Below are 23,297 nucleotides of genomic sequence, written 5' to 3' on the forward strand. Positions count from 1 at the left end.
GCCCTGCCTCGTGACCCGCTCTCAGGCAGAAAACTGGTCGACCTGGCGCTCGCTGGCCTTCCTGGCCGCGACGTTCGCCATCGTGATCGGAAGCCTGATGCCCTTCGCGGCGCTGGCGGCCTCCACGCCCGGCCAGCCCATCGTCATCTGCTCGGCCGATGGTCCCCAGACCATCCAGTCCGGCGGCGTCGACGGCCCGATCAAGGCCGAGATGGGCGCTAAATGCGCCGCCTGCGTCATGCCGTTGCTGGCCGCCCTGCCCGCGCCCGCCGCGCCGGAACCAGCGCCGGTCGTGCGCCTGACGCAGGCCGTCGTCTACGCCCCCTTCATCGTCAGCCCCCCGCCACCGGCCCGCGCTCCGCCGCGCCCGCCGTCGCGCGCCCCGCCTCACGCCTGAAAACCAGACCCATCGACGCCGCGCGCCTGCTTGAAGGCCTGCGCGGCCGCACATCTGTTTTCAGGATACGAATTCCATGTCTCTCAAGACCGCTGCGGCGCCGTGCGCCCTGCTCATCGGCGCCTGCTTGGCGCCGTCCCTCGCCCATGCCTACGACCTGTCGGAGGCTGACAGCCCCACCGTCGTCGACAGCATCATCGTCACCGGCCGCCGCAACGCCGAAGACCCGACCGTCGTGGCCGAGGCCCGCGACCGTCTCAGCCGCACGCCCGGCGCCGTCGCCGTGGTGTCGGCCGAAAGCTATTCCGACCGCTTCGTCCAGGGCTTTTCCGACACCCTGCGCAACGTCCCCGGCGTACTGGCGCAGAAACGGTTCGGCGAGGAAAGCCGCCTCTCCATCCGCGGCTCGGGCATCGCCCAGGGCTTCCACCAGCGCGGCGTCCTGTTCGCCCAGGACGGCGTGCCCTTCGCCGACGCTGACGGCTTTTCCGACTTCCAGAGCGTCGATTCCCTCAGCGCCCGCTATGTCGAGGTGTGGAAGGGCGCCAACACCCTGCGCTTCGGCGGGGCGCAACTAGGCGGGGCCATCAACCTCGTCACCCCGACCGGCCGCACCGCCCGCCAGCGCGCCCTGATGCAGATCGAGGGCGGCAGTTACGGCTTCGTGCGCGCACACGGCGCCGTCGCCGAGACCTATGGCGACTGGGACGTCTACGCCGCCGCCACGGCCATGCAGGGCGACGGCTGGCGCGACCACAGCAAACAGTCGCAAGGCCGCCTGACCGTCAACGCGGGCCGTTCCTTCGGCGAGGACCGCGAGGTGCGCCTGATCGCCCAGGCCGCCGACATCAAGCAGGACATGCCCGGCGCCCTGACGCTGGACGATGCGCTGAACACGCCGCGCAAGGCCTCAAACAGCGCCCTGTCCGGCGATCAGGCCCGCGACCTGACGGTCAAGCGGCTGACGCTCCAGTCCCGCTGGCGCTTCAATGAATCCACCCTGTTCGAGGGCGCCGTCTGGGGCTGGGAGAAGTCACTCTATCACCCGATCTTCCAGGTAATGGAACAGGACAGCGCCACGCGCGGCGCCTTCGCCCGCATCGACTGGACCGGCCAGATCGGCGGCCTGCGCGCCGACGCCTTCTACGGCTTCTCGTGGCGCGAGGGAGAGGTCGAGGCTCTGCGCTATGTGAACCTGGCGGGTCAGCGCGACGCCAAGACCGCCGATGCGCGTCAGGACGCCTCCGGCCTGGACGTCTTCGCCGAGGGGCGGCTGTTCATCACCGACCAACTGGCCCTGGTCGCGGGCGGCTCATGGGGGCGCGCCACGCGCGATTATCTGGACCGCATGACCCCGGCCAACAATGCCAGCCGCGACTATGAGTGGTTCTCGCCGCGCATGGGCCTGTTGTGGGAAGCCGAGAACGGCGCTCAGGTCTTCGCCAACCTGACCCGCTCGGTCGAGCCGCCGACCTTCGGCGCCCTGGTGCAGGCGCCGCTGACCGGCTTCACCCCGGTCGAGGTTCAGGACGCCAGGACCGGCGAGATCGGCACGCGCGGCCGTCATGGCCCTCTGGCCTGGGATCTGGTCGCCTATCGCAGCCGGATCGAGGGCGAGATGCTGAACTTCATCACCGGCCCCGACATTCCCGCCGCCACCTTCAACGCCAAAAAGACCATCCATCAGGGCATCGAGGCCAGCCTGGACTGGACCCTGCCGGTCGAACTGGCGGACGGGTCGCTGATGCTGCGTCAGGTCTATAACTGGAGCGACTTCCGCTTCGATGGCAACGTCCTCTGGGGCGACAACCGCCTGCCGGTCGTGCCCGAGCACCAGTACCGGGCCGAACTGACCTGGCGCCACCCGACGGGCGTCTTCGTCACCCCGTCGGTCGAGTGGCGGATGTCCAGCCCCTACGTCGACTACGCCAATACCATGAAGGCGCCGGACTACGCCGTGTTGGGGCTGACGGGCGGCTTCAGCATCAACGCCAGAACCTCGGTCTACATCGACGCGCGCAACCTGACCGACAAGCGGTACGTCGGCGAGTTCTCGGCCGTGACCGACGCCAGCAAGGCGCAAACCGGCGTCTTCTACCCCGGCGAGGGCCGTTCGCTCTTCGTCGGCCTGCGGCTGGCCTACTGATGACCGCCCCTCTCAACCACAAGGCGCCGGACGTGATGTCCGGCGCCTATCGGGCCGTCTGGCGCTGGCACTTCTACGCTGGGGTGCTGGTGATGCCGTTCCTGATGCTGCTGACGCTGACGGGCGGCCTCTATCTGTTCAAGGACGAGATCGACCACGCCGTCTATCGCTCCATGATCGAGGTTCCGGCCAGCGCCCAGCAAGCCGACCCCGATCAGTGGCTGGCCGCCGCCGCCCGCGCGGGCGAAGGCCGGGCGGCGAACGTACTGGTCCCTGACCGCGCGGATCAGGCCATGCGCGTCCGCGTCGACCGGCTCGACGGCGCCCAGCGCACCGTCTTCGTCGATCCACACACGGCCAAGGTCACCGGCGTGACCGCCTATGGCGGCGTGACCGAGACGATCAAGAAGCTGCACTCCCTCAGCCTGTTCGGCGGTCCCATCGGGACAGCGCTGAACATTCTGGTCGAGATCGTCGCGGGCTGGGCCGTCATCCTGTGCGCCACCGGCCTCTATCTGTGGTGGCCCCGCCGCCGCGCCGGCGCCGTACTGAAGCCCAGCGAGACCGACGCCAGCCGCCGCCCCTTCTGGCGCGATGTCCACGCCCTGACCGGCTTCTATGTCGGCGGGGTGATCATCTTCCTCGCGGTCACCGGGATGCCGTGGTCGGCCGTCTGGGGCGATCAGTTCATGGGCGTCATGCGCGGCACGGGACTCGGCCGCCCCCCCGCGCCCGCCGCCGCCAGCCCCTGGAGCCACGCCAAGCCCCACGACGCCCCGGCGGGCGTGGGCTGGACGCTGGAGGACGCCGTCCTGCCCGCTCATAGCAACGAGCATGGGCATGACCACGCGGCCCCCAACCTGAACCGCGTGCTTCAAACCGCGCGCGAACAGGGCCTGCCCCGTCCCTTCACCGTCAGCATCCCGCAGTCGTCCGATCTGGCCTGGACCGTCGCCCGCCAGACCCGCAAGGCCGAGGACGCCCGCAGCCTTTATGTCGACGGCGCCAGCGGGGCGGTGAAGGCCGACCTGCGCTGGAGCCAGTTCGGCGTCATGGCCAAGGGCTTTGAATGGGGCATCGCCGTCCACCAAGGGATGCAATACGGCTGGATCAACCGCATCGCCATGCTGATCGGCTGCATCGCCGTCTGGCTGCTGGCGATCAGCGGTCTGGTCATGTGGTGGAAGCGCCGCCCGCCCAGCCTGTCGCGCCGCCGCTCGGGCGCTCCGACGGCGCCGCCCGGCCCGCGCGCAAGAATCGCCGTGCTGTGCATCGTCATCCCCCTGTCCATCCTCTATCCCTTGACGGGACTGAGCCTCGTGGCCGCCTTGCAGCTCGACCGAGCGGTGCGTGCGTTCACCGGTTCCAAGCCCGTCGCAGCCTCTTGATAAGGAGCTTCAACATGAAACGTCTGTTCGCCCTGACCGCCCTGTCGGCCGCCGCCCTCACCCTCGCCGCCTGCGGCCAGCCCGCCGAGAAGTCGGCCGAAGTCGCCAAGGACGCCACGGTCGCGCCCGGCACGGTCCAGGTCGCCGACGCCTGGTGCCGCCCCACGCCCAACGGCGCCAAGGCCGGGGGCTGCTATCTGACCCTGACGGCAGGCTCCGACGACCGTCTGGTCAGCGTCTCGACCGCCCTGGCCCAGTCGGCCGAGGTGCATGAGATGAAGATGGAGAACGAGGTCATGAGCATGGGCCACCTAGCCGACGGTCTGCCCCTGCCTGCCGGAACCCCGGTCGAGCTGAAGCCCGGCGGCAACCACATCATGCTGATGGGCCTGCGCGATCCGCTGGTCGACGGCGGCGTCGCCTCCTTCACCCTGACGTTCGAAAAGGCCGGCCCCATCGGCGTCCACGCGGCCGTCAAGCAGCCGCCGGTGGTGGATTCCGAAGAGTAGGAAGCTCTCTTGACGGCGCGAGCCTGACAAACCGGCCCGAACCGGCTAAAGGCTCGCGCTCACGAGGAATACCATGGCCCTGAAAGTCGCGATCGTCGGCCTGCCCAACGTCGGCAAGTCCACCCTGTTCAACGCCCTGACCAAGACGGCGGCGGCCCAAGCGGCCAACTATCCGTTCTGCACCATCGAGCCGAACACCGGCGACGTGGCCGTACCGGAACCGCGCCTGAACACCCTGGCCAGCATCGCCGGGTCCAAGGAGATCATCCCCTCGCGGATCACCTTCGTGGACATCGCCGGTCTGGTGCGCGGCGCGTCCAAGGGCGAAGGCCTGGGCAACCAGTTCCTGGCCAACATCCGCGACTGCGACGCCATCGCCTTCGTCGCCCGCTGCTTCGTCGATGACGACATCACCCACGTCGAGAACCGCATCGACCCCATCTCGGACCTCGAGATCATCGAGACCGAGCTGATGCTGGCCGACCTCGAGAGCCTGGAGCGCCGCCGCGTCCAGATCGAGAAGCGCGCCAAGGGCGGCGACAAGGAATCCCAGTTGAACCTCAAGCTGATCGACGCCGCGCTCGAGAAGCTGCGCGACGGCAAGCCCGCGCGACTGGCCGAGGTGTCCAAGGAGGACAAGAAGGCCTGGGACATGCTGCAGTTGCTGACCGCCCTGCCCGCCCTCTACGTCGCCAACGTCGAGGAAGGCTCGGCCGACAAGGGCAATGAGCTGTCCGATTTGGTCGCCAAACGCGCCGCCGAGGACAACGCCAACTCAGTGGTCATCTCGGCCCAGATCGAGTCGGAAATCGCCGTCCTGGACGACGAGGAGCAAAAGGAGTTCCTAGAGACCCTGGGCCTGGAAGAGCCCGGCCTGAACCGCCTGATCCGCGAGGCCTACAAGCTGCTGGGCCTGCAGACCTACTTCACCGTCGGCCCCAAGGAAGCGCGCGCCTGGACCATCCCCGTCGGCGCCACCGCGCCGCAGGCGGCGGGCGTGATCCACACCGACTTCGAAAAGGGCTTCATCCGCGGCGAAACCATCGCGTTTGACGACTATGTCGCGCTGAAGGGCGAAGCGGGCGCCAAGGAAGCGGGCAAGATGCGCGCCGAAGGCAAGGCCTACGTCGTCAAGGACGGAGATGTGATGCATTTCCTGTTCAACAACTAGGGCACTTCCTCAGGGCGGTTAGAAAATCTGACCGCCCTGATAGAATTACTGGAATTCCATACCCTTGCAGGTATCGCCAAAGCCCTGGATGAATCAGCCCGACTGACGCTGAAAATTCTCCAGGGACGCCATGAAGTTCGATACCCTCGCCGTGCATGCGGGCTATTCGCCGGACCCGACCACCAAGTCGGTCGCCGTGCCCATCTATCAGACTATCAGTTACGCCTTTGACGACACCCAGCACGGGGCGGACCTGTTCGATCTGAAGGTGGCGGGCAATATCTACACCCGCATCATGAACCCGACGTCCGACGTGCTGGAGCAGCGCATCGCGGCGCTGGAGGGCGGCATTGCGGCGCTGACCGTGGCCTCGGGCATGGCGGCGATCACCTATGCGATCCTGACCATCGCCGAGGCGGGCGACAACATCATCGCCACTTCGACCCTGTATGGCGGCACCTACAACCTGTTCGCCCACACCCTGCCCCAGTACGGCGTCACGGTGCGCTTCATCGACGCCGCCGACTCGGCCTCCATCGCCGCCAACACGGATGAGCGCACCAAGGCGGTCTTCTGCGAATCCATCGGCAACCCGCTGGGCAATGTCGTGGACTTCGGCGCCCTGGCCGACGCGGCCCACGCGCAAGGATTGCCGCTGATCGTCGACAACACCGTGCCGACCCCCTACCTGACCCGCCCGATCGAACACGGCGCGGACATCGTCATCCACTCCCTGACCAAATACATCGGCGGCCACGGCACCAGCATCGGCGGCGCCGTCGTGGACAGCGGCAAGTTTCCGTGGGCCGAGCACAAGGCGCGCTTCCGCCGCCTGAACGAGCCGGAAGTCAGCTATCACGGCGTCGTCTACACCGAGGCGCTTGGCCCGGCGGCCTTCATCGGCCGGGTGCGGACGGTTCTTCTGCGCAACACCGGCGCGGCCATTTCGCCGTTCAACAGCTTCCTGATCCTGCAGGGACTTGAAACGCTGGCCCTGCGCATGGACCGCCACGTCGAGAACGCGACCGCCGTCGCCCAACGGCTGAAGGCCCACCCCAAGGTGGAATGGGTCAACTACGCCGGGCTGGAAGATCACCCGTCCAACCCGCTGATCAAGAAGTATTTCGGCGGCAAGGCCTCGGGCCTGCTGACCTTCGGCGTGAAGGGCGGCCGCGAGGCTGGCGCCCGCTTCCAGGACGCGGTGAAGATCTTCACCCGCCTGGTCAACATCGGCGACGCCAAGTCGCTGGTCTGCCACCCGGCCTCGACCACCCACCGCCAACTGTCGTCGGACGAACTGAAGAAGGCGGGCGTCACCGAAGACACCGTGCGCCTGTCGGTCGGCATCGAACACATCGACGACCTGATCGCCGATCTAGACCAGGCGCTGGCCGCCGTCTGATTTAACGACCTGTCCCAGCCAGGCGCCGCCGACGCGGCGCTTGGCTGTCGACTCCGCCGATCCGGCTCACTACGGTCCCGCCATCGAATTCTCCGAGGGGTGAGACTGTATGCGTATTTCATCTTCCGTCGCCGTCCTGGCGTTCGCCGCGGCCCTGGCCGGCGGCGGCGCCGCTCAGGCCCAAACCGCTCAGGCCCAGACCGCGCCCGCCTTCGACGCCGCGCGCATTTCCGAGGACATCCGCGTCCTGTCGGACGACAGCTTCGAGGGGCGCGGCATCGCCACCCCGGCCGAGCAGAAGGTCATCGACTACCTGAGCCGCCAGTATGCGGCCGCCGGCTTCGCGCCGGGCGGCGAGAACGGCGGCTGGACCCAGGCCGTGGGCCTGAACCGCTTCACCGTCTCGAACGTCTCGGGCCAACTCAAGCTGGGCGACTGGAGCCAGTCGCTGACGCAGGGCCAGGAAGTCACAATGACGACCCGCCTGCCCAGCAACGGCGTCGACCTGAAGGACGCGCCTCTGGTCTTCGTCGGCTACGGCATCAGCGCGCCCGAGCGTCAGTGGAACGACTTCAAGACCGACGTGCGCGGCAAGGTCATCGTTGTCCTGGTCAATGACGCCGACTTCGAAGATCCGTCACTGAACACCTTCGGCGGCGAGGCCATGACCTATTACGGCCGCTGGACCTACAAGTTCGAGGAAGCCGCACGTCAGGGCGCGGCGGGCGTGCTGATCGTCCACGAAACCAAGCCGGCCTCCTATGGCTGGACCACCGTCGCCAACTCCTGGGGCGTGCCGCAGTTCGACATCGTGCGCGCCGATCCGTCGGCCGAGCGCGTGGCGATGGAAGGCTGGATCCAGCGCGATCTGGCCGTCGACCTGTTCCGCCGTGCGGGCCTCGACTTCGAGCAGGAGAAGATCAAGGCGCGCAGCCGCGACTTCCAGCCCGTCGAACTGACCGGCGCGACCCTCGACGCCCGCATGGACGTGAAGTCCGAGCGCATCGTCACCCACAACGTCGTGGCCAAGCTGGAGGGCTCGACCCACCCGGACGAGACCATCCTCTACACCGGCCACTGGGACCACATCGGCATGGGCGAGCCGGACGACAACGGCGACCGCATCTTCAACGGCGCCATCGACAACGCCTCGGGCACGGCGGCCCTGCTGGAGATGGCGCGCCAATGGTCGGCCGGACCGCGGCCTGAGCGCACCATCGTCATGATCAGCTTCACCGGCGAGGAAAGCGGCCTGCTGGGTTCGGAATTCTACGCCGCAAACCCGCTGTATCCGGTGGAGAAGACCGTCGGCGGCTTCAACATCGACTCGGCCGCCGTCTTCGGTCGGATGAACAAGCTGGGCGTGACCGGCTACGGCCATTCGGAACTGGACGAGCCAGTGATCGCGGCGGCGGCGGCGCAGGGACGCGGCTTCGTCGGCGACGCCGGCGCCGCGGCGGGCATCTACTTCCGCTCCGACCACTTCCCGCTCGCCAAGAAGGGCGTGCCGATGGCCTATCTGTCCTCGACGGGCGAGTTCGTCGATGCCCCGATCGAGCCGCGCCTGGCGCGCGCCGCCGACTATCGCGCCAACCGCTATCACCAGGCGGCTGACGAGTGGGAGGCCGATTGGGACTATTCGGGCATGCTTCAGGATCTGGATGTCATGTTCAAGGTCGGTCAGGATCTGGCCAACAGCCGCACATGGCCGGAATGGAAGTCCGGCTCGGAGTTCGGCCCGGAACGCGCCAAGAGCGCCGCTCAGCGCCGCTGATCCGGCCCTTCGGTCGAACATGACGAAAATGTAAGGGGCGGCCTCGCAAGGGGCCGCCCTAAGACTATGGGAAACGACCTCGTGGGAAAGGTCGAAGGAAACGCCATGCACCATCGCTTCATTCGCGGCGTCGCCGCTGCCGCGCTGATCCTTGTCGCGGGCGCCGCCTCGGCCCAGGACTTCTCGGCTCAGCGCCTATCCGACGACATCCGCGTCATCAGCGCCGACGACTTCCAGGGCCGCTACCCCGGCACGGAGGGCGAGAAGAAGACGCTGGACTGGCTGCAGGCCCAGTATGAGGCGATGGGGCTGGAGCCCGGCGGCCCGAACGGCCAATGGCTGCAGGTCATCGATCTGAAGCGCCTGACGCCCAGGGGCGAGCCTGCCCTGGCCTGGAGCGGCGCCACGTCCGACGGACGCGCCCTGACGGCCGGGACCGACTTCACCCTGCGCGCCATGAACGACGCGGCCAGGGGCCAGGTGATCGACGCCCCCGTCGTCTTCGCCGGTTACGGCATCCATGCGCCTGAACGGGGCTGGGACGACTACGGCGATCTGGACGTGACCGGGGCGGTCGTCCTGGTCGTGGCGGGCGAGCCGGACGGCGAACTGTTCAACGGCCCCTACGCCACCACCTACCAGTCCGCCGCCTACAAGGCCGACGAGGCCAAGCGGCGCGGCGCCCTGGCCGTTCTGACGGTCGTCGACGGCGACGCCGGCGCCGCCGCCTGGCGACGCGAGACCTCAGGCGCTGACCGCACCCGCACCCTGACGCCCGGCTCGGCCGAACTGACCCTCAGCGGCGCCGTCAACCGCGAGGTCGCCGCCGAAATGGGCGTGGACCTGGCGTCGCTGAAGCCCCGTCTCGAGACCGGCGACTTCCGCGCCTTCGCGCTGGAGACGCGGATCACGGCCTCAGCCGAGGAATCGGTCGAAATCCTGCGCACCCACAATCTGCTGGCGCGCATCACCGGAACAGAACGCCCGAACGAGGTCGTCATCTACTCCGCCCACTGGGACCATGTCGGCGTCAATGAACACGCAGCGGGCGACGACAAGGTGTTCAACGGCGCCTGGGACAACGCCTCGGGCACCATCGGCGTGGTCGAGATGGCGCGCCAGCTGAAGGCCGCCCCGACGCCGAAGCGCACCCTCGTCTTCGCCCATATGGCGGCCGAGGAAATGGGCCTGCTGGGCGCCTACGCCTATGTCGCCGATCCGGTCTATCCGCTGGAGACCACGGTGGCCGACATCAACATCGACATGCTGCCCCTCAGCGGCCCGACTCGCGACGTGCCCATCTTCGGCAAGGGCCAGAACAGCCTCGAGGACGACCTTCAGGCCCTGGCCGAACAGGAGGGCCGCTACGTCTCGGACGACGGCCAGCCGGAGCAGAATTTCTACTACCGCTCCGACCACTTCCCCTTCGCCCGCGCAGGCGTGCCGGCTTTGATGCCCTGGCACGGGGTGGATTGGGTCGAGGGCGGCCGCGAGGCGGGCCTGCCGGCCTGGAAGGCCAAGTTCGGCGCCGACTATCACCGTCCGAGCGACGAGTGGTCGGCCGACTGGGATCTGCGCTCGGCGGTCGAGAACCTGACCCTGCTCTATCGCCTGGGCCTGGACCTGGCCAACGGCGACGAATGGCCGAGCTGGAAGCCGACCTCCGAGTTCGGCCAGGTCCGCGACCGCAGCGCGGCGGCCCGGCGTTGACGCATCAAAAGGCAAGGGCGGCAACGCCCTCGCCCGCCCGCACGTTGAGGCGGAAATGAAGCGCCCTTCGCCTCTCTTCTTCATCGTGCTGGCGACCCTGCTGGCGGCCTGCGACCCTCCGGGACAGGTCAACCCGCCCACGGAGCCCGCCCAACCCATACAGGGGCCGGGAACCTCGGCGCCTCCGCCCCAGCGCCCGCCGGGGATGGAGCCCTTGCTGCGCGGCGCCGGCGCGACCAGCTTCGTCGGCCGATGGGCCGCCGCGGCCGGCGCCTGCGCGCAGCCAGACGATGAGGCCGCGCTCGAGATCACCACCACCGATCTGCACGGGCGCGGACTGCTCTGCGTGATCGAAACCATCAATGAGCGCGGTCAAGGCTACGACGCCCTCCTCTCCTGCCAGACGGCCGCCGGCCAGGCCGAACGCGCCGCCCGCTTCGAAGCCACCGACGACGCCCTGCGCCTGATCTGGCTGGATCGGCCCAATGAGCAGCCCCAGCGCCTGATCCGCTGCACCACCCTGGCGCGCTGACGGCACAGGACGCCGCCCACGAAAAAACCCGCCGGATCGCTCCGGCGGGTCGTTTCGTCTGCGAGGAGAAAGCGCCTTAGTGGGCGACGCCCTTCCAGATGCGGCGATAGCTGGCGTAGGTCACGCCCGCGAAGGCCAGCAGGAAGATGATGACGCCGAAACCCATCTGCTTGCGCTCGACCATCTTCGGCTCGGACGTCCAGGCGATGAAGGCCGCGACGTCCTTCGACATCTGGTCCACGGTCGCCTCGGTGCCGTCGTCATAGGTGACCTGACCGGCGGTCAGCGGCGCCGGCATGGCGATGAAGCCGCCCGGCGGCACATGGCCCTTGCCTTCCCAGAACGGGGTCATGTCGCCCGCCATATAGGGGTTGTAGTGCTGGCCCGGCGCCATCTTCAGGCCCGCCGGCGGGGTCGAATAGCCCGACAGCAGCGAATAGATGTAGTTGGCGCCGTCGTGGCGGGCCTTGGCCATGACCGACAGGTCCGGCGGCATGGCGCCGCCGTTGGCCGCAGCGGCCGCCGTCGGGTTCGGATAGGGGTTGGGGAAGCGGTCCGCCGTGGTGGCGTCGCGACGCAGGTCTTCACCCGTTTCCGAGTCGATGTCGGCGACCTGGATCTCCTTGGCCAGAGCCTTCACGACCGGGTTGTCGTTCGGGTTCGGATACTTCGGATTCCAGAACGGCCCGTGCTTGTCGCCCAGGTTGCGGAAGTGCACCAGATCCATGCCGTGGCACGAGGCGCAGACTTCACGATAGACCTTGTAGCCGCGCTGCAGCTGGCCCTGGTCGAAGGTGCCGAACGGACCGGCGAAGCTGAAGCCGCCGTCGCGCGGATGCTTGGCGCCTCCGGCGGCCATCGCCGGAGCGGCGATGGCGACCAGGCCGACAGCGGCCGTCACGGAGACGAGGATCTTGCGGAAGGACACGGTCTTTTTCTCGTTGTTCATCATCGCGCTCAGGCCTTCTCGGCTGCGGTCGACGGGAGCACGGGCTCCGAGATCGTCGCCGGGATCGGCAGCGGCTTCTCACGCAGGCCGATGAGAGGCATCAGCACCAGGAAGAAGACGAAGTAGTAGGCGGTGAACAGGCGGGTCAGCCACAGGTAGGAGTTCAGCTGGCCGTCGATCAGGTTGAAGCTGGGCATGCCCGGCACGACCGGCGCGTCCGGCAGCTGCGCGCCGCACCAGCCCAGGCCGAAGCAGACGAACAGGAAGATGATGAAGAAGGTCTTCATCGTCGGGCGGTAGCGCATGGAGCGCACCTTGGACGTATCCAGCCACGGCAGGACGAACAGCACGCCGATCGCGGCGAACATGGCCACCACGCCGCCGAACTTGTCGGGGATGGCGCGCAGGATCGCGTAGAAGGGCAGCATGTACCACTCAGGCACGATGTGCGCCGGGGTCTGCAGCGGGTTGGCCGGAATGTAGTTGTCGGCGTGGCCCAGGGCGCCCGGGTTGTAGAAGACGAACACCGCGAACAGGATCAGGAACAGGATGATCGCAAAGCCGTCCTTGACCGTGAAGTACGGGTGGAAGGGCAGCGTGTCCTTGGCCTGACGGTCCTTCGGGATCAGGATGCCGACCGGGTTGTTCTGACCGGCGGCGTGCAGGGCCCACAGGTGCAGCACCACGCAGCCGGCGATGACGAACGGCAGCAGGTAGTGCAGCGAGAAGAAGCGGTTCAGCGTCGCGTTATCGATCGCCGGGCCGCCGCGCAGCCAGACCAGGATCGGCTCGCCGACGACCGGAATGGCGCCGATCAGGTTGGTGATGACCTCAGCGCCCCAGAAGGACATCTGGCCCCACGGCAGGACGTAGCCGAGGAAGGCGGTGGCGATCATCAGGAAGAAGATGACGCAGCCGACGATCCAGATCATCTCGCGCGGCGCCTTGTAGGAGCCGTAGTACAGGCCCCGCAGCATGTGCAGATAGACGGCGATGAAGAACATCGACGCGCCGTTGGCGTGCACATAACGGATCAGCCAGCCGCCGTTCACGTCGCGCATGATGCGCTCGACCGAGGCGAAGGCCATGTCGACGTGCGGGGTGTAGTGCATGGCGAGGACGATGCCGGTGATGATCTGGGTCATCAGGCAGATCGCCAGGATGCCGCCGAAGGTCCACCAGTAGTTCAGGTTCTTCGGGGTCGGCAGGTTCGCATAGTCCATGCCGAAACGGATGATCGGCAGGCGGGTGTCCATCCACCGCTCAACAGCGGTCTTCGGGACGTAGGTGGATTCGTGATCGCTCATGGTTCCTCTGTCCGTCCTCAGCCGATCTTCACGCGGGTGTCGGACACGTATTCGTAGTTCGGCACGATCAGGTTCAGCGGCGCCGGTCCCTTACGGATGCGGCCCGAGGCGTCGTAGTGCGAACCGTGGCACGGGCAGAACCAGCCGCCGTATTCACCGGCGTTGAAGGTCGGCACGCAGCCCAGGTGGGTGCACGAACCGATGACGACGAGATATTTCTCGTGGCCTTCCTTGGTGCGCTCGGCGTCGGTCTGCGGCGGGCTGCCCACGGCGCCCTCGTCGATGACCTTGGTCAGTTCGGCCGGGGTGCGATAGCGCACGAAGACCGGCTTGCCCTGCCACTTGATGACGACCTGCTGGCCTTCCTGAACCTTGGTCAGATCGAATTCGATCGACGCCAGGGCCAGGGTGTCGGCCGCCGGGTTCATCTGGTTGATCAGGGGCCACGCCACCATCACGCCGGCGCCGGCCGCAGCCGCGCCCGCCGCAATGTGGATGAAGTCGCGGCGAGTGGCGTCGCCACCCCCGTGTTGGCCGTCAGGCCCGTCAGCATTCACGACCGATTCGGCCACGCGTTTCACCTCTGCATCGCCGGTCGCCCGCCCCTGGAAGGAACGTCAACCGAATGGAACCCTATCATGCGACGGCAAACCCCTGCCCGTCCGGCCTTGGTTTCGGCTGTTCCTGACAAGTCGCAAAAGCGATTTGCGAAACAGTCGCAACAAAAGCCGCGACAAGGCCCCGCCCCGCGCGTATGAGGGCCTTAGAATGCGTCTCGCCCTTTTTCAACCTGACATCCCCCATAATGTCGGCGCCTGCATCCGTCTGAGCGCCTGTTTCGGCGTGGAATTGCACGTCATCGAGCCCACCAGCTTCAATTTCGACGATCGTGCGATGAAGCGCGCGGCGCTGGATTACGGCCCGCTGTCCCATATGACGCGCCATGCGGACTGGGGCGCTTTCCAACGCGACCGGGCGCCGGGACGGCTGGTGCTGTTCACCACGCGCGCGGCCGAACCTCTGACGGATTTCGTTTTTCGGCCGGATGACGTTCTGTTGTTCGGCAAGGAAAGCGCCGGTTCGCCCGATTACGTCCATGCGGCGGCGGATGCGCGAATCTACATCCCCATCCGCCCGGAGACCCGCTCGCTGAACCTGTCGGTCAGCGCCGGAATCGGCCTGCATGAGGCGTTGCGTCAGATGAACAAACTGCCGACGCGTTGAGCGATTAACTAAAGCCGTTCAGTTCACGCCAACCCGCACATGCATAACGTCGATCCGCAATAGCGGAGACCATGATGCAATCCCTGTGGCTTGAGCTTACCACGCCGGACCAACTGCCTTTATTGTTGGCGTTCACCCTTCTCGCAGGTTTTCTGATCGGGTTGAGCGCGGCTGACGCCACGAAACGCCGCGGGCGGCGCCGAACCAAACCGTCGACGACCGCAGTCAAGGTCGTTCCCACGCCTCGAAATCCCGCCACAGATCAGCTGGCGACAGTCATGAAGGCTGAGTTTTACGCCAAACGACTGATGTCGCGACAGGAAGCGCGCGTCTTCTACGCCTTGGAGCGCGGCTTGGCCAAGCACCCGCTCGGTTGGCGCGTCATGGCCCAAGTCTCGCTCGGTGAGGTTCTGGGTTCCACGGATACGAACGCATTTCAGGCCGTGAACAGCAAGCGGGTCGACATGCTGATCATCGCCCGGGACGGTCTGCCCATCGCCGCGGTCGAATACCAGGGCTCAGGCCACTATCAAGGCACGGCGGCCGCCCGCGACGCCGTGAAACGTGAAGCCCTCCGACGCGCCGGGATCGAATTCCTAGAAATTCGTTCCGGGCATGCTCCCGAAGAACTGGCCTTCGAAATCGACCGGCTCGTCCGGCGCAGAACGCCTGCCGACGAGCCGGCCTGATCGCCTTGTCCTAGCCTGAACCTTACTCCGGCGCGCCGTCGTTCGGCAGTTTGGCCAGGCTCGGCCGCTCGGCGCTCTTCGAGGCCGCCACGCGCTCGACCGCGCGCATGACGCGCAGCAGATTCTCGCCCGAGATCTTGCGGATGTCGGCCTCGCTCCAGCCGCGGCGCATCAGTTCGGCCAGCAGGCGCGGATAGCCGTCCACGCCCTCCAGGCCGACCGGCAGGCTGTCCACCCCGTCATAGTCGCCGCCCAGGCCGACGTGGTCGATCCCCGCCACGTCGCGGACGTGCTGGATGTGGGCGATGACGTCCTCCATCGTCGCCTTGGGCGCCGGATTGGCGGCGTTCCAGGCGTCCATGCCCGCCTTGACCGCAGCGGGATCGCCGGGATTGAGGGCCGTCAGCCGCGTCATCTCCGCGCCGCGCGCGGCGCCCGAAGCCCGTACGGCCTCGCTGACGAAGCCCGGCACGAAGGTCACCATGACGATGCCGCCGTTGCCCGCCATCTGGCGCAGCACGGCGTCGGGCACGTTGCGCGGATGGGCCGTCACCGCCCGCGCCGAAGAGTGGGAGAAGATCACCGGCGCCTCGGACACGCGAATGGCGTCGACCATGGTGGCCTCGGACACGTGGCTGAGATCGACCATCATGCCCAGACGGTTCATCTCGCGGACCACGTCTTCGCCAAAGGCGTTCAGACCGTTCCACTTGGGCGCGTCCGTGCCGCTGTCGGCCCAGGTCGTGCTCTTGGAGTGGGTCAGCGTCATGTAGCGCGCGCCCGAATCGTAGAACTCGCGCAGCAGGCCTAGGGAGTCGTCGATCGAATAGCCGCCCTCCATGCCGATCAGGCTGGCGATCTTGCCCGCGCGATGGATGCGGACCAGGTCGTCGGCCGTGGTGGCGATCTCGAAGGTCTCGGGATGGGCGGCGACGATGCGCTTCACCGTGTCGATCTGCTCGAAGGTGGCTTTCGCGGCGTCGACCGGCGCCATGCTGGCGGGGACATAGACCGACCAGAACTGACCGCCCACGCCCCCGGCGCGCAGACGCGGAATATCCGTGTGCAGGCGTGTCGAGGTCGACAGATTCGCATTCAGATCAACGCTGTACGGGTCATTGCCGAAGCCCTGACGCAAGACCCACGGCAGGTCGTTGTGCCCGTCGATCAGGGGCGTGCGCTTCAGAATCTGCATAACGCGCGCCTCTTGCGGCTGAGACGTTTGAGCCAGAACCGGTCCGGCCAGAACGGCGACGGAAGCGGCGGCCAGCAGGCTTGCGCGCAAAGCAATGCGGATCATGATTTCCCCTCTGAACTACGGACCCGCCCGGTCGCCCCACGGCGCCGCTTTGCGGGCGCCGCACGCTGGCACATGCGCGCCGTCGAGGGAACCGTCCGTAGGCATCGTTTGCGCCGCGCCTTGTGATCTGGATCAAGGCCCCCTCGCCCGCGCTGCGGCATCAGGCTCGCATCCGAGCAACCCGCCGGACTGTTCAGAAAGGCCGCGTCATGGTTGAAGCCCTCATGATCCAAGCTGACCCCGCCCTGATGATTGAGCGCCGCGAGCGCGCCCGCGTCTGGTTCGAAACCCTGCGCGACAAGATCCACGCCGGTTTCGAGGCGCTGGAAGACGCCGCCCCCGCCGAACTGTTCGCCGGAGAGCCCGGCCGCTTCGTCCGCACGCCCTGGGACCGCAAGGAAGGCGGCGGCGGCGTCATGGGCATGATGAGCGGCCGCCTGTTTGAAAAGGTCGGCGTCCACTGCTCGACCGTCCACGGAACCTTCCCCGCCGACTACGCCAAGAATGTGCCGGGCGCCGAGGAAGACCCGCGCTTCTACGCCACCGGCATCAGCCTGATCTGCCATCCGGTCAGCCCGCGCGTGCCTGCCGTCCACATGAACACTCGCCTGATCTCGACGACCAAGACCTGGTTCGGCGGCGGCGGCGACCTGACGCCCGTGCTGGATGCGGACCGCCGCGACGACCACCCGGACACCGTGGATTTCCACGCCGCCATGAAGGGTGCCTGCGACGCCTTCGACCCGTCCTGGCACGCCAAATACAAGCAGTGGTGCGACGAGTATTTCTTCCTGCCCCACCGCAATGAACCGCGCGGCACCGGCGGCGTCTTCTACGACCACCACGACAGCGGCGACTGGGAGCGCGACTTCGCCTTCACCCAGGCGGTCGGCGAGGCCTTCCTCAAGGTCTATTGCGACATCGTCGCCCGCCGGATGCACGAGCCCTGGACCGAGGCCGAGCGCGAGGAGCAACTGATCCGTCGCGGCCGCTACGTCGAGTTCAACCTGCTCTACGACCGCGGCACCATGTTCGGGCTGAAGACCGGCGGCAACGTCGAGTCGATCCTCAGCTCCATGCCTCCCGTGGTGAAGTGGCCATAGAGCGACGGCTCAAGCCGAAACCCGATCGTGCGTCCGGTCCAGGGCCTCTGCGACGGCCCTGGTCAGACCCGCCACGCTGAGCGGTTTGGTCAGATGGCCGTCGGCGCCCGCGCGACGGCTGGCCTCGACATGTTCGCTCATGGCGTTCGCGGTCAGCATCAGGATCGGCGTCGGCTCGGCGCCCGAGCGGCGCTCATGCGCGCGCATCTCCGCCGTCGCGGTCAACCCGTCCATGACCGGCATCTGCATATCCATCAGCACCAGGTCGAATCCTCCCTCGCGGAAGGCGGCCAGGGCCTGAGCCCCGTCCTCGACAGTCGTCAGTTCGACGCCCAGCGGTTCGAGCATGACCTCGACCACCTTGCGGTTGGCCGGATGATCGTCGGCCAGCAGCACGCGCGGCGCGCCTGAGCGATCCGCACGCGGCAGGGCGACAGGCGGAACAGGCGCCGCTTCAAGCTCATCCTCCGCGCCCTCGACCGGCGGCAACGGCAGATCGAACCAGAAGCGCGCGCCGCCCTGCGGCGGAGACTCGCAGTCCAGCTCGCCGCCCATCAGCCGCACCAGATCATCCGAAATGGCCAGCCCCAGGCCGCTGCCGCCGAACTGACGGGTGATCGAACCGTCCTCCTGCTGGAAGCGATGAAAGATGCGCGACTTGAACTCGACGTCGAAGCCGATGCCCGTATCCGTGACCGTGAAGCGCACGCGTTCCCCTTCGCCCTGCACGGCCTCCAGCGTCACCGCGCCTTCCTGGGTGAACTTCAACGCATTGCTGATGAGATTGGTCAGCACCTGACGCAGCCGCACCGCATCACCGATGACCCGACGGGGCAAGGTCGGATCATAGTCCAGCCGCAGCTCCACGCCCTTGCCCAGAGCCAGCGGCGCCCACAGGACAGCCACATCGCGCGTCACCTGCTCCAGATCGAAGGGCGTCGAGTCGATCGCCACCTGGCCTGCCTCGATACGAGCGACGTCCAGAATGTCCGACAGCAACCGCTCCAGAGTGGCCCCCGACGAACGGATGATGTCGACCAGTTCGCGATCCCGCTCCGGCAGATCACGCGTCGTCAGAACCTCGGCCATGGCCACCACCCCGTTCAGGGGCGTGCGGATCTCATGGCTCATATTGGCCAGAAACTCGCTCTTGGCGCGGTTCGCCGCCTCGGCGTGAAGCTGCGCCTTTTTCAGGCGCCGCGACTGTCGCCTCTGCCACAGCAGCACCAGCAGCACCGACAGGACGAAAACCAGGCTGATGGCCAGAATCCAGTTCTGCCCCCGGATCACCGCCTGCTGCAGCTGGGTGTTGGCGCGCGCGGTCTCGAGCTGACGACGCCGCTCGGCCAACTGCTGCTGCATGTCGCCCGTCACCTGATGAATGCCCGCGCTGAAGCGGCGGGACAGGTGCAGGTCGCGCTCGCGCTGATACTCGCGCAAGATCTCGAACGCTTCGCGCGGCCGGCCTGAGCCGAAGAGCAGCTCAGCCTCAAGCAGACGTTCGGTCGGATCGACCGCCCCTTCCGGCGCCAGTTCGCGCAGGCGCTCCAGATCGCGACGCGCGCCCGCCAGATCGCCCAGCCGCGCCCGCGCCACGCCGCGCGCCGGCAGAATGTCCAGCGCCAGAAAGGCCTTGCCGTCTATCAGGGCTTCGTGCGGAGCCAGACAGTCCAGCACCCCGCGCGAATCCCGTCGTGCATCGGCCACGGCTGCGCATAGAGCGGCGTCATAGGCGCTGAGGCTTTCCAGATTGGCGCGCTGGCTTAAGCGGTGGTGCGCCGCGTAATAGAGTTCTGCGTTCGGCAAATCCCCGACCTGAATCGCCATACGCGCCAGATTATAGAGGCTGTCGAAATCAGGGCGCGGGTATTCAGGGTTGGAATCGTCGATCTCAAAACGACGAAAGGCGGCGGCGGCGCCCGCCACGTCGCTGAGCTTCATCAAGCCCATGCCCGTCATTTCCCACACGCCGGCGCGAGCGGTGGCGGCATAGGGGTCGTGAGCCGGAATCTCCGCCTCGACCGTCTTCAGCAGGCGCAGGCCTTCGCCCACCCGATCCTGGTCCATCAGCGCCAGGGCGCTCAGCCGGGCCGCATGGGCCATGACGAACCAGTCGCGCGTGGTGCGGGCCGTATGCGCCATCTCATCCTCAACCGACAGGTCGCCCTTGTCGTAGAGGATGGTCAGTGCGTTCAGTCGCGCAATGGCCAGGTAGCGCTGGTCGTTCTGGGCGCGCGCCTGCGTCTCAAGGCGCTTGTTCCAAATGGCCGCCCGCTCGAAATCGCCCTGGTTCAGAACCGTCCAGGCGACATGATACAGCCGGTTCAGCCCCTCGCGGTCACGGCGTTTCATCGCCTCCAGGCCGAAAGCTTCCAGCGCCGCGAAATCCGTACGGGAGGCGCGCTGTTCGACCGCGCGCGCCAGTTCGGCGCTCTGCACCGCCTTGGCCATGGCGGGCTCGGCGACCGCCATAATGGCGACCGCCATCAAGGGCGCGCGAACAAAGGTCTTGAGGCGTATGGAAGACATCCTCGCGACCCTAGTCCTGCGAAAGTTGCCTAAGACTTAGCGCCGTTCGACGACACGCGCCACGCCATGACCGCCCTTCAGGCCGACACGCCTAGATAGGCGCGGATCCAGTCGGCCAGGACGGCGCGGTCGTTCGGCTCGGCCAGGGTGGCGTGGGCCTGATCGACCAGGGCGTCGTCGATACGTCCCCGCCGCCCCTCGGTCAGGCGCGCGGCGAAGGCCGGATCGAACTCGGGGTGGCACTGGAAGCTGATGGCGTCCTGCCCCCAGGCCAGGCCCGCATAGGGCGTGAACGCGCTGGAGATCAGCACCCGCGCATCGGCGGGCGCGGCCACGACCTGATCCTGGTGCGACACCGGAATGGCGATGGTCGCCGCCGTCGGCGTCATCCAGGCCTCATCGCTCAGCACGTCATAGCGGTGCAGGCCGACGCCCCACCCCTTGTCGGACTTCTCGACCCGGCCGCCGAAGGCGTGGGCCAGGATCTGGTGGCCGAAGCACACGCCCACCAGCCGCGTCTTGCCCCGCGCCTCGCGCAGCCAGGCGGACAGCGGCTCGATCCAAGGCAGGTCTTCATAGACGCCCGCCGCCGATCCGGTGACGATCGTCCCGGCGAAGGCCGATGGATCCTCGGGGAGTTCCCCCGCCTGAACATCGAAGCGATGGGTGGTCGCGCCTTCGCCCAGCATGGCGCGGAACTGGGCGGTGTAGTCGCCGAACGCCTCGGCCAGATGAGCGGGCGGACGGCCGGTTTCGAGGATAGCGATGGCGGTCATGAAATCCACTTGATCGACGGCGGTGAAGGAAGCCTTAGCGGCCGGATTGCGGTAGAAGAAAGAACAAAGCAATGAGACGAACCGCCCATGCCTTCTTCCGCCGACGCCCCGGCCGATGCGCCGCTTGAAGACCTGGTCGTCCTGATCAATGTCTTCAAGTGCAATGCGCCCCATCAGGATGAACTGATGGAGCGTCTGGCGGATCTGGTGCGTATTCAGACCGCCCTGCCCGGCTTCGTCTCGGCCACCCTGCATCGCGGATTGAACGGTCGCGTGGCGGCCAATCACGCCGTCTGGGCCGACGCCGACGCCTGGAAGGCCATGACCCGCCATCCTCGGATCGTCGCGGCCATGGGGCCGATCCTGGCCATCGCGACCTTCGAGCCGCACCTCTATGAGCCGGGCGAGGTCATCCAGCCCTAGCCCGCGCGCCAGACCTCGGCTCGGCCGCCCGCATCGCCCAGCGCCTGGACCGTCCAGCCGCAGATTTCAGCCGCCGCCGCCTCTGCGCCCGAGGGAGCGTTGACCACCGTCATGGCGCAGCCGTTCATCTTCATCGGATTGTTCAGCGGACGCAGCCGCGCCTCGGCCACCAGCACCCGCGACAGCCCCGCCTGCTCCAGCCGCCGGATGAAGCCGTCAAAGGTCTCCAGATCCTTCAGCGGCGTCCAGATCGCCACGCAGGCCGTCGGATCGGCGCGCAACACCGCCGCCGCCGTCTCGGCGGAGCGGACATAGTCGTCGGGCCGCTCGAACGGCGGATCGATCAGCACCAGCGGCGCCTTCAGCCCCCGCGCCGCACGCACCGCCTCCTCATAGCCGTCGCCCGCCTGCCCCACAGCGTTGGGCCAGGCCGCCAGCGCCTCGCGCAACAGAGCCTCGACCGGCGGATTCAGCTCGAAGCCGCGATAGGAATCCTCAGCCCGCAAAGCCCGCGCCGTCAGCACCGGCGAGCCGGGATAGAACCGCACCCCGCCCTGCAGGTTCAGCGCCGCAACTTCGGCCGCCAGGGCCTCGATCAGCGGCGGCCGCGCCTCGGCGGTCATCAGCCGCGCCACCCCGGCCTCAGCCTCGCGCGAGCGGACGGCGTCGCCCGACAGGTCGTAGAGGCCCGCCCCCGCATGGGTGTCCAGAACCGCGACGGGTCCACGCGCCTGCCGCTCCTTCAACAGCCACAGCACCAGGGCGTGCTTGACCAGATCGGCGAAGTTTCCGGCGTGAAAGCTGTGACGGTAATTCATGCCCGCTCGTCTCTCGCGGCGAGCGCGGGGTCAAGCCCGCATCACCAGCGCTCTGATACGAAAAAGCCCCCTGCCTTGCGGTCAGGGGGCCTTGGTCTCGCTTCAGATTTCGATCAGTCGGCCCAGTTCAGGACGACCTTGCCCGACTTGCCCGACTTCATGGCCTCGAAGCCCGCCTCGAAGTCCTGATACGGCATCTGGTGGGTGATCAGCGGCGTCAGGTCCAGACCGGCCTTCAGCAGGCCCAGCATCTTGCGCCAGGTGGTGAACATCTCACGCCCATAGACGCCCTTGATGGTCAGGGCCTTCAGGATGATCGCGCCCCAGTCGGTCTCCATCGGCTTGGACGGAATGCCCAGCAGGGCCATGCCGCCGCCCATGATCAGGGTGTCGACGCACTGCTTGAAGGCGACGGGCGAGCCCGACATCTCCAGCGCCACATCGAAGCCGACCTTCAGGCCCAGCTCGTGCATGACGTCGCGCAGGTCTTCCTTGGTGGTGTTCACCGTGCGCACGCCCGGCGCGACCTTCTGCGCAAGTTCCAGGCGGAAGTCATTGATATCAGTCAGAACCACGGTGCGGGCGCCCGCGTGACGCGCCACGGCGGCGGCCATCATGCCGATGGGGCCGGCGCCCGTGACCAGCACGTCCTCGCCCAGCAGGTCGAACTGCTGCGCCGTGTGCACGGCGTTGCCGAACGGGTCCAGGATCGAGCCGATCTCATAGGGCACGTCGTCCGGCAGCTCGATGACGTTAAAGGCCGGGGCCACCACATATTCGGCGAAGGCGCCCTGGCGGTTCACGCCGATGCCGCGCGTGTCGGGGTCCAGATGGAAGTGACCGGCGCGGGCCGCTTCGGAGTTCAGGTCGATGACGTGCCCCTCGGCCGAGACGCGCTGGCCGACCTTCAGGCGACGGTCCACGTCCTTGCCGATGGCGACGATCTCGCCGGCGAACTCGTGCCCGGTGATCATCGGCACGGGCACGTTCTTCTGGGACCACTCGTCCCAGTTCCAGATGTGGATGTCGGTGCCGCAGACGGCGGTGCGGTGCACCTTGATCAGCACGTCCTCATCGCCCGCGACGGGAATGGGGGCGTCGATCAGCTCCAGCCCTTCAGCCGGTTTCGTCTTGGCCAGGGCCTTCATCA

General features: G+C 67.3%; 21 protein-coding genes. 13 read left to right on the forward strand and 8 right to left on the reverse strand.

Annotated elements, in window-relative coordinates; all coding sequences use genetic code 11:
- The first annotated feature begins 10 nt into the window (after window positions 1-10).
- The 9 genes from B3D50_RS05955 to B3D50_RS05995 all read left to right on the forward strand — a co-directional run bounded on the left by B3D50_RS05955 (window position 11) and on the right by B3D50_RS05995 (window position 11,029).
- Window positions 11-397 (forward strand): DUF2946 family protein, encoded by a 387-nt coding sequence (locus B3D50_RS05955; RefSeq protein WP_269299788.1) that lies wholly within the window; start codon window positions 11-13, stop codon window positions 395-397.
- 76 nt (window positions 398-473) lie between these two features.
- Window positions 474-2,543 (forward strand): TonB-dependent receptor family protein, encoded by a 2,070-nt coding sequence (locus B3D50_RS05960; RefSeq protein WP_286950085.1) that lies wholly within the window; start codon window positions 474-476, stop codon window positions 2,541-2,543.
- A complete protein-coding gene (locus tag B3D50_RS05965; RefSeq protein ID WP_286950086.1) occupies window positions 2,543-3,931 on the forward strand; it encodes a PepSY-associated TM helix domain-containing protein in 1,389 nt (462 codons plus the stop codon). The genes B3D50_RS05960 and B3D50_RS05965 overlap by 1 nt, the downstream gene beginning before the upstream one ends.
- Before the next feature lie 14 nt (window positions 3,932-3,945).
- Window positions 3,946-4,440 (forward strand): copper chaperone PCu(A)C, encoded by a 495-nt coding sequence (locus tag B3D50_RS05970; RefSeq protein ID WP_286950087.1) that lies wholly within the window; start codon window positions 3,946-3,948, stop codon window positions 4,438-4,440.
- Window positions 4,441-4,513: 73 nt separating this feature from the next.
- On the forward strand, window positions 4,514-5,611 hold the full coding sequence (ychF, locus tag B3D50_RS05975) for a redox-regulated ATPase YchF (RefSeq protein WP_286950088.1): 1,098 nt from the start codon (window positions 4,514-4,516) through the stop codon (window positions 5,609-5,611).
- Window positions 5,612-5,741: 130 nt separating this feature from the next.
- The gene (locus B3D50_RS05980; RefSeq protein ID WP_286950089.1) at window positions 5,742-7,013 is read left to right on the forward strand and encodes an O-acetylhomoserine aminocarboxypropyltransferase/cysteine synthase family protein; all 1,272 of its coding nucleotides are present in this window, start codon (window positions 5,742-5,744) and stop codon (window positions 7,011-7,013) included.
- A gap of 109 nt (window positions 7,014-7,122) precedes the next feature.
- Window positions 7,123-8,787 (forward strand): M28 family metallopeptidase, encoded by a 1,665-nt coding sequence (locus B3D50_RS05985; protein WP_286950091.1) that lies wholly within the window; start codon window positions 7,123-7,125, stop codon window positions 8,785-8,787.
- 105 nt (window positions 8,788-8,892) lie between these two features.
- Entirely contained in the window at window positions 8,893-10,497 is a 1,605-nt protein-coding gene (locus B3D50_RS05990; RefSeq protein ID WP_286950094.1) for a M28 family peptidase, read from the forward strand.
- A 55-nt stretch (window positions 10,498-10,552) separates the two neighbouring features.
- Window positions 10,553-11,029, forward strand: coding sequence for a hypothetical protein (locus B3D50_RS05995; protein WP_286950097.1), 477 nt, complete (start codon window positions 10,553-10,555; stop codon window positions 11,027-11,029).
- 76 nt (window positions 11,030-11,105) lie between these two features.
- On the opposite strand, the gene B3D50_RS06000 is transcribed toward B3D50_RS05995, so the two are convergent.
- Genes B3D50_RS06000 through petA form a run of 3 tightly spaced genes read right to left on the reverse strand, consistent with a single transcriptional unit; the run spans window position 11,106 to window position 13,857 of the window.
- Window positions 11,106-11,981, reverse strand: a complete 876-nt coding sequence (locus B3D50_RS06000) for a cytochrome c1 (protein ID WP_286950099.1) — start codon at window positions 11,979-11,981, stop codon at window positions 11,106-11,108.
- Between the two features lie 5 nt (window positions 11,982-11,986).
- Window positions 11,987-13,285: a cytochrome b gene (locus B3D50_RS06005; protein WP_003165565.1), complete on the reverse strand. Its 1,299-nt coding sequence runs from the start codon at window positions 13,283-13,285 to the stop codon at window positions 11,987-11,989.
- A 17-nt stretch (window positions 13,286-13,302) separates the two neighbouring features.
- Window positions 13,303-13,857 (reverse strand): ubiquinol-cytochrome c reductase iron-sulfur subunit, encoded by a 555-nt coding sequence (gene petA / locus B3D50_RS06010; RefSeq protein WP_040345735.1) that lies wholly within the window; start codon window positions 13,855-13,857, stop codon window positions 13,303-13,305.
- 196 nt (window positions 13,858-14,053) lie between these two features.
- On the opposite strand from petA, the gene B3D50_RS06015 reads away from it, so the two are divergent.
- Window positions 14,054-14,509, forward strand: coding sequence for a tRNA (cytidine(34)-2'-O)-methyltransferase (locus B3D50_RS06015; RefSeq protein WP_286950102.1), 456 nt, complete (start codon window positions 14,054-14,056; stop codon window positions 14,507-14,509).
- 71 nt (window positions 14,510-14,580) lie between these two features.
- Entirely contained in the window at window positions 14,581-15,198 is a 618-nt protein-coding gene (locus B3D50_RS06020) for a DUF2726 domain-containing protein (RefSeq protein ID WP_286950103.1), read from the forward strand.
- A 22-nt stretch (window positions 15,199-15,220) separates the two neighbouring features.
- Here the strand turns inward: B3D50_RS06020 and B3D50_RS06025 are convergent, their stop codons facing one another.
- A complete protein-coding gene (locus tag B3D50_RS06025; protein WP_286950106.1) occupies window positions 15,221-16,498 on the reverse strand; it encodes a dipeptidase in 1,278 nt (425 codons plus the stop codon).
- 248 nt (window positions 16,499-16,746) lie between these two features.
- Here B3D50_RS06025 and hemF point away from each other — a divergent pair, with 248 nt between their 5' ends.
- Window positions 16,747-17,601 carry an oxygen-dependent coproporphyrinogen oxidase gene (gene hemF, locus B3D50_RS06030; RefSeq protein WP_376782535.1) on the forward strand — a complete coding sequence of 285 codons (855 nt, stop codon included), beginning with the start codon at window positions 16,747-16,749 and terminating at the stop codon, window positions 17,599-17,601.
- Window positions 17,602-17,610: 9 nt separating this feature from the next.
- On the opposite strand, the gene B3D50_RS06035 is transcribed toward hemF, so the two are convergent.
- Window positions 17,611-20,088 (reverse strand): hybrid sensor histidine kinase/response regulator, encoded by a 2,478-nt coding sequence (locus B3D50_RS06035; protein ID WP_286950110.1) that lies wholly within the window; start codon window positions 20,086-20,088, stop codon window positions 17,611-17,613.
- 119 nt (window positions 20,089-20,207) lie between these two features.
- Window positions 20,208-20,906 carry a type 1 glutamine amidotransferase gene (locus B3D50_RS06040; RefSeq protein ID WP_040346849.1) on the reverse strand — a complete coding sequence of 233 codons (699 nt, stop codon included), beginning with the start codon at window positions 20,904-20,906 and terminating at the stop codon, window positions 20,208-20,210.
- Between the two features lie 87 nt (window positions 20,907-20,993).
- Between B3D50_RS06040 and B3D50_RS06045 the strand changes: the two genes are divergently transcribed.
- The gene (locus B3D50_RS06045) at window positions 20,994-21,329 is read left to right on the forward strand and encodes an antibiotic biosynthesis monooxygenase family protein (protein ID WP_269299679.1); all 336 of its coding nucleotides are present in this window, start codon (window positions 20,994-20,996) and stop codon (window positions 21,327-21,329) included.
- On the opposite strand, the gene rlmJ is transcribed toward B3D50_RS06045, so the two are convergent.
- Window positions 21,326-22,147 (reverse strand): 23S rRNA (adenine(2030)-N(6))-methyltransferase RlmJ, encoded by an 822-nt coding sequence (gene rlmJ, locus B3D50_RS06050; protein WP_286950112.1) that lies wholly within the window; start codon window positions 22,145-22,147, stop codon window positions 21,326-21,328. The two genes, B3D50_RS06045 and rlmJ, sit on opposite strands and share 4 nt — an antisense overlap.
- Before the next feature lie 113 nt (window positions 22,148-22,260).
- On the reverse strand, window positions 22,261-23,295 hold the full coding sequence (gene tdh / locus B3D50_RS06055; RefSeq protein ID WP_198478765.1) for an L-threonine 3-dehydrogenase: 1,035 nt from the start codon (window positions 23,293-23,295) through the stop codon (window positions 22,261-22,263).
- Window positions 23,296-23,297: the final 2 nt, after the last annotated feature.

This window comes from Brevundimonas sp. UBA7507 (genome assembly GCF_002478355.1).
GTDB classification, from domain to species: domain Bacteria; phylum Pseudomonadota; class Alphaproteobacteria; order Caulobacterales; family Caulobacteraceae; genus Brevundimonas; species Brevundimonas diminuta_D.

What these genes read in the sequence shown, in the direction of transcription:
- B3D50_RS05960 (WP_286950085.1), top strand. Translation starts at nt 474, where the DNA reads ATGTCTCTCAAGACCGCTGCGGCGCCGTGCGCCCTGCTCATCGGCGCC.
- B3D50_RS05965 (WP_286950086.1), top strand. Translation starts at nt 2,543, where the DNA reads ATGACCGCCCCTCTCAACCACAAGGCGCCGGACGTGATGTCCGGCGCC.
- B3D50_RS05970 (WP_286950087.1), top strand. Translation starts at nt 3,946, where the DNA reads ATGAAACGTCTGTTCGCCCTGACCGCCCTGTCGGCCGCCGCCCTCACC.
- ychF (WP_286950088.1), top strand. Translation starts at nt 4,514, where the DNA reads ATGGCCCTGAAAGTCGCGATCGTCGGCCTGCCCAACGTCGGCAAGTCC.
- B3D50_RS05980 (WP_286950089.1), top strand. Translation starts at nt 5,742, where the DNA reads ATGAAGTTCGATACCCTCGCCGTGCATGCGGGCTATTCGCCGGACCCG.
- B3D50_RS05985 (WP_286950091.1), top strand. Translation starts at nt 7,123, where the DNA reads ATGCGTATTTCATCTTCCGTCGCCGTCCTGGCGTTCGCCGCGGCCCTG.
- B3D50_RS05990 (WP_286950094.1), top strand. Translation starts at nt 8,893, where the DNA reads ATGCACCATCGCTTCATTCGCGGCGTCGCCGCTGCCGCGCTGATCCTT.
- B3D50_RS05995 (WP_286950097.1), top strand. Translation starts at nt 10,553, where the DNA reads ATGAAGCGCCCTTCGCCTCTCTTCTTCATCGTGCTGGCGACCCTGCTG.
- B3D50_RS06000 (WP_286950099.1), bottom strand. Translation starts at nt 11,981, where the DNA reads ATGATGAACAACGAGAAAAAGACCGTGTCCTTCCGCAAGATCCTCGTC.
- B3D50_RS06005 (WP_003165565.1), bottom strand. Translation starts at nt 13,285, where the DNA reads ATGAGCGATCACGAATCCACCTACGTCCCGAAGACCGCTGTTGAGCGG.
- B3D50_RS06015 (WP_286950102.1), top strand. Translation starts at nt 14,054, where the DNA reads ATGCGTCTCGCCCTTTTTCAACCTGACATCCCCCATAATGTCGGCGCC.
- B3D50_RS06020 (WP_286950103.1), top strand. Translation starts at nt 14,581, where the DNA reads ATGATGCAATCCCTGTGGCTTGAGCTTACCACGCCGGACCAACTGCCT.
- B3D50_RS06025 (WP_286950106.1), bottom strand. Translation starts at nt 16,498, where the DNA reads ATGATCCGCATTGCTTTGCGCGCAAGCCTGCTGGCCGCCGCTTCCGTC.
- hemF (WP_376782535.1), top strand. Translation starts at nt 16,747, where the DNA reads ATGATTGAGCGCCGCGAGCGCGCCCGCGTCTGGTTCGAAACCCTGCGC.
- B3D50_RS06035 (WP_286950110.1), bottom strand. Translation starts at nt 20,088, where the DNA reads ATGGCGGTCGCCATTATGGCGGTCGCCGAGCCCGCCATGGCCAAGGCG.
- B3D50_RS06040 (WP_040346849.1), bottom strand. Translation starts at nt 20,906, where the DNA reads ATGACCGCCATCGCTATCCTCGAAACCGGCCGTCCGCCCGCTCATCTG.
- B3D50_RS06045 (WP_269299679.1), top strand. Translation starts at nt 20,994, where the DNA reads ATGCCTTCTTCCGCCGACGCCCCGGCCGATGCGCCGCTTGAAGACCTG.
- rlmJ (WP_286950112.1), bottom strand. Translation starts at nt 22,147, where the DNA reads ATGAATTACCGTCACAGCTTTCACGCCGGAAACTTCGCCGATCTGGTC.
- tdh (WP_198478765.1), bottom strand. Translation starts at nt 23,295, where the DNA reads ATGAAGGCCCTGGCCAAGACGAAACCGGCTGAAGGGCTGGAGCTGATC.